This window comes from Mesorhizobium sp. M4A.F.Ca.ET.022.05.2.1 (genome assembly GCF_003998845.1).
GTDB lineage: Bacteria > Pseudomonadota > Alphaproteobacteria > Rhizobiales > Rhizobiaceae > Mesorhizobium.
In genome coordinates this window covers 1-6417 of the sequence record NZ_RZOJ01000347.1, presented here as the reverse complement: position 1 = coordinate 6417, position 6417 = coordinate 1, and the positions used below count along the sequence as shown (strand labels likewise).

Annotated in this window: 5 protein-coding genes; all 5 read left to right on the top strand. The window is 65.0% G+C overall.

Going from position 1 to position 6417, the window contains the following annotated elements; translation table 11 throughout:
• Positions 1-550: type VI secretion system protein TssL, long form (gene tssL / locus EN745_RS27075; protein WP_127422669.1), on the top strand; the 550-nt coding region annotated here is incomplete at its 5' end.
• Between the two features lies 1 nt (position 551).
• Complete coding sequence (gene tssM / locus EN745_RS27070; protein ID WP_127422668.1) at positions 552-4088, top strand: type VI secretion system membrane subunit TssM; 3537 nt, start codon at positions 552-554, stop codon at positions 4086-4088.
• Complete coding sequence (gene tagF, locus EN745_RS27065) at positions 4085-4612, top strand: type VI secretion system-associated protein TagF (RefSeq protein ID WP_126058940.1); 528 nt, start codon at positions 4085-4087, stop codon at positions 4610-4612. The genes tssM and tagF overlap by 4 nt, the downstream gene beginning before the upstream one ends.
• Positions 4612-5709: a DUF2169 domain-containing protein gene (locus EN745_RS27060; RefSeq protein ID WP_126058939.1), complete on the top strand. Its 1098-nt coding sequence runs from the start codon at positions 4612-4614 to the stop codon at positions 5707-5709. The genes tagF and EN745_RS27060 overlap by 1 nt, the downstream gene beginning before the upstream one ends.
• Positions 5706-6417 (top strand): 3-oxoacyl-ACP synthase (locus tag EN745_RS27055; RefSeq protein WP_127422667.1); only part of this gene is annotated, 712 nt, incomplete at its 3' end. The genes EN745_RS27060 and EN745_RS27055, both read left to right, overlap by 4 nt.

The window sequence follows — 6417 nt, the reverse complement described above, 5'->3', positions numbered from 1 at the left end:
CGTCCGCGCGCTGCCGCCGCCTCAGCGCGCCGACATCGCGCGCGCCGCGCCAAAGGTCGACGCGCCGGAACCGCCTGCGCCGGAACCGGTCGACTTCGCGCTGCTGCCGGAATTCAAGGCCGAAGCGCCGGACGACCTCAGGGGGGCGCTCAGCGGCACCGAAAGCGTGTCGCTCGCCAAGCTGGTCATCCAGTCCTCCAACCCCGAACTCTTCCAGTCGTCACGGCCAACGCTGACCCAAGGCTATGAGCCACTGGTGGAATCCATCGCCAAGGTCATCCTCGCCAACCAGGAACTCATCGGAAACATCACCGTCGTCGGCCACACCGACAACGTGCGCCTGCAAAGGTCCAACCCGCTTTCGAGCAACCAGCGGCTCTCGGAAGCGCGGGCCGAGACCATAGCCGACCTCCTGGTGCGGGCCGGCGTGCCGCAGGAGCGCATCCATTCCGAAGGGCGCGCGGAGACCGATCCGGTGGCCGACAACTCGACACGCGAGGGTCGGGCGCTCAACCGGCGCGTAGAGGTACTGGTCGAGAAGAGGCTTTGAGATGTTCATCCTTCGCTTCCTCTGGGCCGTGCTCACCTCGCGCTTCCTTTGGACGCTGATCGGCATCGCGCTGCTTTCGCTGGTCATCTGGATTTTCGGCCCGATCGTCCAGGTTGGCCCCTATTCGCCGTTCGACTCCGACAATGTGCGCATCGCCATGATCGCTGGGCTGATCATCCTGTGGCTGATCTGGCTCATCGTCGCCCAGCGCCGCGCGATCCGCGCCAACCGCATGTTCGTTGCCGAGATCGCGGCGCCGGCGGCGGAGAAACAGCTTACCCCCGGCGAGGAGAACGTCGCCGCCGTCGGCGCAAAATTCGGCGAGGTGATGGCCGAGCTGAAGCGCCGCAAGCTCGGCGGGCGCAAGTTCCTGCGCGAGATGCCCTGGTACGTGATCGTCGGGCCGCCGGCCACCGGCAAGACCACCGCCTTGCGGCAGTCCGGGCTGAATTTCCCCATCGATCTCACCGACGACCTGCAGGGTGTTGGCGGCACCCGCAACTGCGACTGGTTCTTCTCCGAGAACGCGGTGCTGATCGACACCGCCGGCCGCTATGTCCAGCAGGAAAGCCAGCCTGACGTCGACGCGGCGGAATGGTTGGGCTTCCTCGACCTCTTGAAGAAGCATCGGGGCCGTCGGGCGCTGAACGGCGTGATCGTCGCGCTTTCTATCGATACGCTTTCGGAGGGCGACGAGGCCATCAAGGCGCACGGCCGCAAGATCCGCCGCCGGCTGGCCGAGCTCAACGACCGGCTCGAAATCCGCCTTCCGGTCTATCTGATGCTGACCAAGGCCGATCTGATCAAGGGTTTCGAGGCCTTCTTCGGCGGCCTGTCGACGGCATCGCGCGAACAGGTGTGGGGGACGACCTTCCCGCTCGATGCGCGCGTCGACGCCAAGACCGTCGAGCGCGAAATCACCACGCTGGCGACCGAGCTCGAGCGACGCCTTGTGCCGCGCCTTGAGGATGAGGACAAACTCGCCGCGCGCGCCGAGATCTTCCGCTTCCCCGCCCAACTCGGAAGCCTTTCCGAGCCGATCCAGCTGCTGATCGAGGCGATGTTCGGCGAAAGCCGCTATGAAGAGGCAGCCTGGCTGCGTGGCCTCTATCTGACGTCGGCGACCCAGGAAGGAGCGCCGATCGACCGGCTGACGGCAGCCCTTTCCTCTTCCTTCGGGCTGCCTCCGCGCCGCGCCATGCCGGCGCCACGCGTCGAAAAGCGCAGCTTCTTCCTGAAGAACCTGCTTACCGAGGTGATTTTCAAGGAAGCTGGCCTCGGCACGTTCGACCCGCTGGCGCAACGTCGCCGCGCCTGGATCTGGCGTGGCGCGGCCACCGCGTGTGCGGTCGCAGCCTTGCTGGCCGCCGGCCTGTTTACCTGGTCCTATTTCGACAACCGCAATGCAATCACCGCGCAGGCTGGTCAATTCGAGGCGCTTCAGGAGCCACTGACCGCCGTCACCGCCGCCCCGGCATCGGTGGAGCAGCCGGCCATCGACGGCGCATTGGCCGCGATGGACCAGGTCACGAATGCCCGCACCGCGCCGCCGGACGCGCCGCATGACCTGCTCGGACCCTCGGCCTCGGCGGAGCTGATGCGCGCGCAGGCCGATACCTACGACCACGCGCTGCGCAACGTGCTCGAGCCGCATATGGTCGCGCTGCTCGAGGCGACCATGTGGCGGCAGATCCGCGACCCTGACTTCATGCTGGGGGCGCTGAAGACCTACCGCATGATGACCGGCTTGTCGCAGATGGACACCGACTTCGCGCAGAACTGGTGGGTGAACAGCCTGCCGGAATTCGCGCCGGCGCCGCCCTTCCCGAGCCCGGACGCCGAAGAGCATCAACTGGCCGCGATCCGGCGTATGGCGGTCGATGACAACTACGTCGCTCCGGACAAGGAACTGGTCGCCGAGGCGCTGAAAACGGTGTGCACGATCTCGCTGCCGGCGCGCGCCTACAAGCAGTTGCTGGCCGATCCGGAAGTGGCCGCGGTGAAGGAATGGATCCCGGCCAATTTCGCCGGCCCCAACGGCGCCAAGGTGTTTGCCCGGCGCTCCGACAAGACGTTGCGCGTCGGCGTTCCGGGCGCCTTCAGCTATGCCGGCTTCCACGATGCCATTCTCGACCGGGTCGAGGACGTTGCCGCCCAGGCGGCGCTGGATCGGGCGGTGTTCGCCGGCGGCTGCTCGGAGAATTCCGAAACCTCGGTCTCGGCTTTGTCGGAAGACATACTGAAGCTCTACTATGAGGACTATATCGCGCAATGGGACAGCTTCCTGCGCGACATGCGGCTCGCCCCGTTGAGCGACCTCAACGTCGCCAGCGAGAACCTCAAGGACCTTTCAAGCGCCGATTCCGCATTGAAGCGCCTGCTGACGGCGGTGGTTCAGGAGACGGACCTCACCCGGTCCGACGAGGCGCCGGCTGACGACAAGGCGGCCGCGAAGGGCGGCTCGAAACTGCTCGGCAAGCTTGGCAAGCTAGGCAAGGTCGTCAAGACCGGGGCAAAGCTGCTGCCGCGCGCGGGCTCCGCCGACAAGGTGGACCTCACCGGCAGCCTGGTGGCCGAACACTTCAAGCGGCTCAAGGGCGCGATCGCCGAAGTCGATGGCCAGCCGCCGGCGCTCGACGCGGCTGTAGTGGCCCTGACGGCGCTTTCCAATGTGCTGCAGACGGTCACCGCCAACCCCGATCCCCAGGATGCCATCAAGAAGCAGGGCGGCCTCGCCGAACTCACAGGCGCTGTCGCCAGGCAGGCGCAAATCCTGCCCGACCCAATCGACGACTGGCTCGGCGGCATCGCTGGCGATACTAGCGGCCTGACGCAGAAGGCTGTCACCAACGAGCTCAACGCCATCTGGCGCGCCGACATCCTGCCGTTCTGCCAGGCGGCGCTCAACGACCGCTATCCGTTCAGTCCCGAGAGCGCGGTCGACGTCAATGTCCGCGACTTCGCCCGCCTGTTCGGGCCGTCCGGCCTGATCGACGCCTTCATCAACGACCATCTGATCAGCTACGTCGACACCGCCAGCCAGCCATGGAAATGGCGCGCCGATTTCGGCCTCGACCCTGCGGCGCTGGCGGCGTTCGAACAGGCCAGGCATATCCGCGACGATCTCTTTCCCGGCGGGACGGGCCCGGTGATGAGCTTCACGCTGGAGCCCAAGGACCTGTCGCCCAACGTCACGCGCGTGACGCTCAATCTCGATGGCCAGAACCTCGTCTACTTCAACAATGCGACGCGACCGCAACCGATGACGTGGCCCGGCAAGGACGGCACCGGCGTGATCTCGCTCGCCTTCCAGCCGGTCGACGGCTCGCCCGAGATCATGCTCAACGAGACCGGCAGCTGGGCATGGCTGAGGATGCTGCGCGCCGGCCGCTTCACCGGCACCTCGCTGTCGGATGTCTACAGCCTGCGCCTGGGCACCAAGGGCATGTACGCCGATTTCGAGCTCAAGGCGGCAAGCGTCGAGAACCCCTACAACCTCGAAATGTTCAAGAAGTTCACATGTCCGCCGCAGATATGATCCTGCCGGGCTTCTACGGCAAAATCCCCGCCACCGGCGATTTCGTGTCGCGGCGGCTGACGGGAGATTTTGTGCGCGTCTGGGATCGCTGGCTGGCGCAGCAGATCGTGCCGCTGATTGGGCTGGAGACGTGGCGGCCAGATACTGCTTTGCGCTTTCTCGCCGGCCCCACTTTGTTTGGCGCCTCAGCAGGCATCATCTTACAGAGCGCCGACCGCGTTGGTCGGCAGTTTCCCTTGAGCGTCGTTGCGCGGATAGCCGAAGCGCCATTGAAGCTCGCTTACGCCGATGCCTGGTTCGAAGGCATCGAAGAAGCGGCCTTCGCCGCGCAGCGAGGCGAGCGGACGCCCGACGAACTTGATGCAGCGTTGACGGGGTTACCCGTGCCGGCTGTCGATCAGTACAGCGACGTCATCGACGATCTAGTGATGTGGACCGCCCGCTCGGACATTTTCGACGTCGATGCGCAGGAGCCGCAAAAGACGCTGGAGCAGATCTTCGCCGCCACCTGGGAGACCAGCTGATGCAGATCTGGAACCAGATGGGCTATCCGCACGAATATACGACGGCAACCGATGTCGCAGGCCATGAGCACATCGTGGTTATCGTCAAGGGTACGTTCGATTTTCCGGCGACGTCTGGCGGAGAGGTGCGGAAATCGGCCCAGCAGGTGCCTCTGGTCATGGCCGACATGTCCACCGGGGCGCCCGGGTTCTCGGCCACGCTGTGGGAGTCCGACTTCGCCTTCCGCAAGCCGCGCTGCGACGTGATCGTCAATGGCTTTGCCTATGCGCCCGGAGGGCGCCCGGCGGAGCGGGTGCCGGTGGGCATCAAGGTCGGCAACTGGTCGAAATTGTTCGAAGTCGTCGGCCACCGTGAGTGGCGCGCCATCGGCCCCGTCTTTACAACGACCTCGCCCCAGCCCTTCCTCAAATTGCCGATCTCCTATGACGTCGCCTGGGGCGGCGTCGACCGGCTGGACCCGGAGGACAAGCTGCCCGCCAGCTACAAACACAACCCGGTCGGCACCGGCTGGTCGCGCACCAGGAACCAGCGTCTTGTTCCCGGCCTGCGGTTGCCGAACACACAGGCCGTCGGCGAAGAGATCCGCTCGCCGTTCGGCGACTACAGGCCGATGAGCTTCGGGCCGATGGGCCGGGGCTGGCCCGGCCGCATCGAGTATGGCGGCACCTATGACGACAACTGGGCCGACAACATTTTCCCATTCCTGCCGCCGGATTTCGACGAGCGCTATTTTCAAATGGCGCCGGTCGATCAGCAGATCGACCATCCGCGCGGTGGTGAAGAGATGCAATTGGTCAACCTGACGCCGGAAGGACGGCTCGGCTTTCGCCTTCCCGCGACCGGACTCTCGATGACGTTCTTCAAGCACCAGCAAAGGGTGTTCGATGGCAGCGTGCTGCCGGACACCCTGCTTGTCGATGCGGAGAACCGGCGATTTTCCCTGGTCTGGCGTGTCTCACAGAGGATCCAGCGCATGATCCTGGAGTTTACCGAGTGCTGGGTCGGCCCGCCGAGCGAGTCCATGCTGCGCGCCATGGATCGGGGTAAGGAATATATCCGCGCCAATCTGAAAATCCCCACGGACAGCGAAGCATGAACGGGTCGGTTGCGATCGCCTCGATCGGCATGGTCACGGCTGTCGGCCTCGACGCCCCGTCTTCGTGCGCAGCCATGCGTGCGAAACTGGACGGGTTTCAAGAGACACGTTTTCGCGGACCGCGTGGCGGCTGGCTGATTGGGGCGCCGGTACCGATTCCCCGAACCTGGATCGGCGAGAAGCGCATTGCGCATCTCGCCGCGGGCGCAATTGTCGAAGCGTTCAGCGGGGCTCCTGAGGCACGCGGCCAAACAGCGTTGATCCTATGCATCGGCGAGGAAGGCAGGCCGGGCCATCCCGTGCGCAGTCCCGCCAACCTGTTGCGACGCATCGCCGACATCGTGGAGGTCGAGGCATATTCGCGCTCCAGGGTAATCGCCCATGGTCGCCCCTCCGGACATGTCGCGCTCGAGCAGGCACGGCGGCTCATGTCCTCCGGCGAAACGCCCTACATCATGATCGTCGGCGTCGACAGCTATCTGACCTCGGAGACCATTCGCCACTACATCGGAGAGAGCCGCATTCTTGCGCCGCAGAACCCGAATGGCTTCATTCCAGGCGAAGCCGCCGCCGCAGTCTTGTTGTCGAAACGGAATATCAGGTCTCTGCGGTTGATGGGTCTCGGTCTGACTCGTGAGCTTGCTTCGATCTACAACAAGGAAGATCTCCCTCTTCGAGGCGACGCGATGACGACCGCCTACCGAGTGG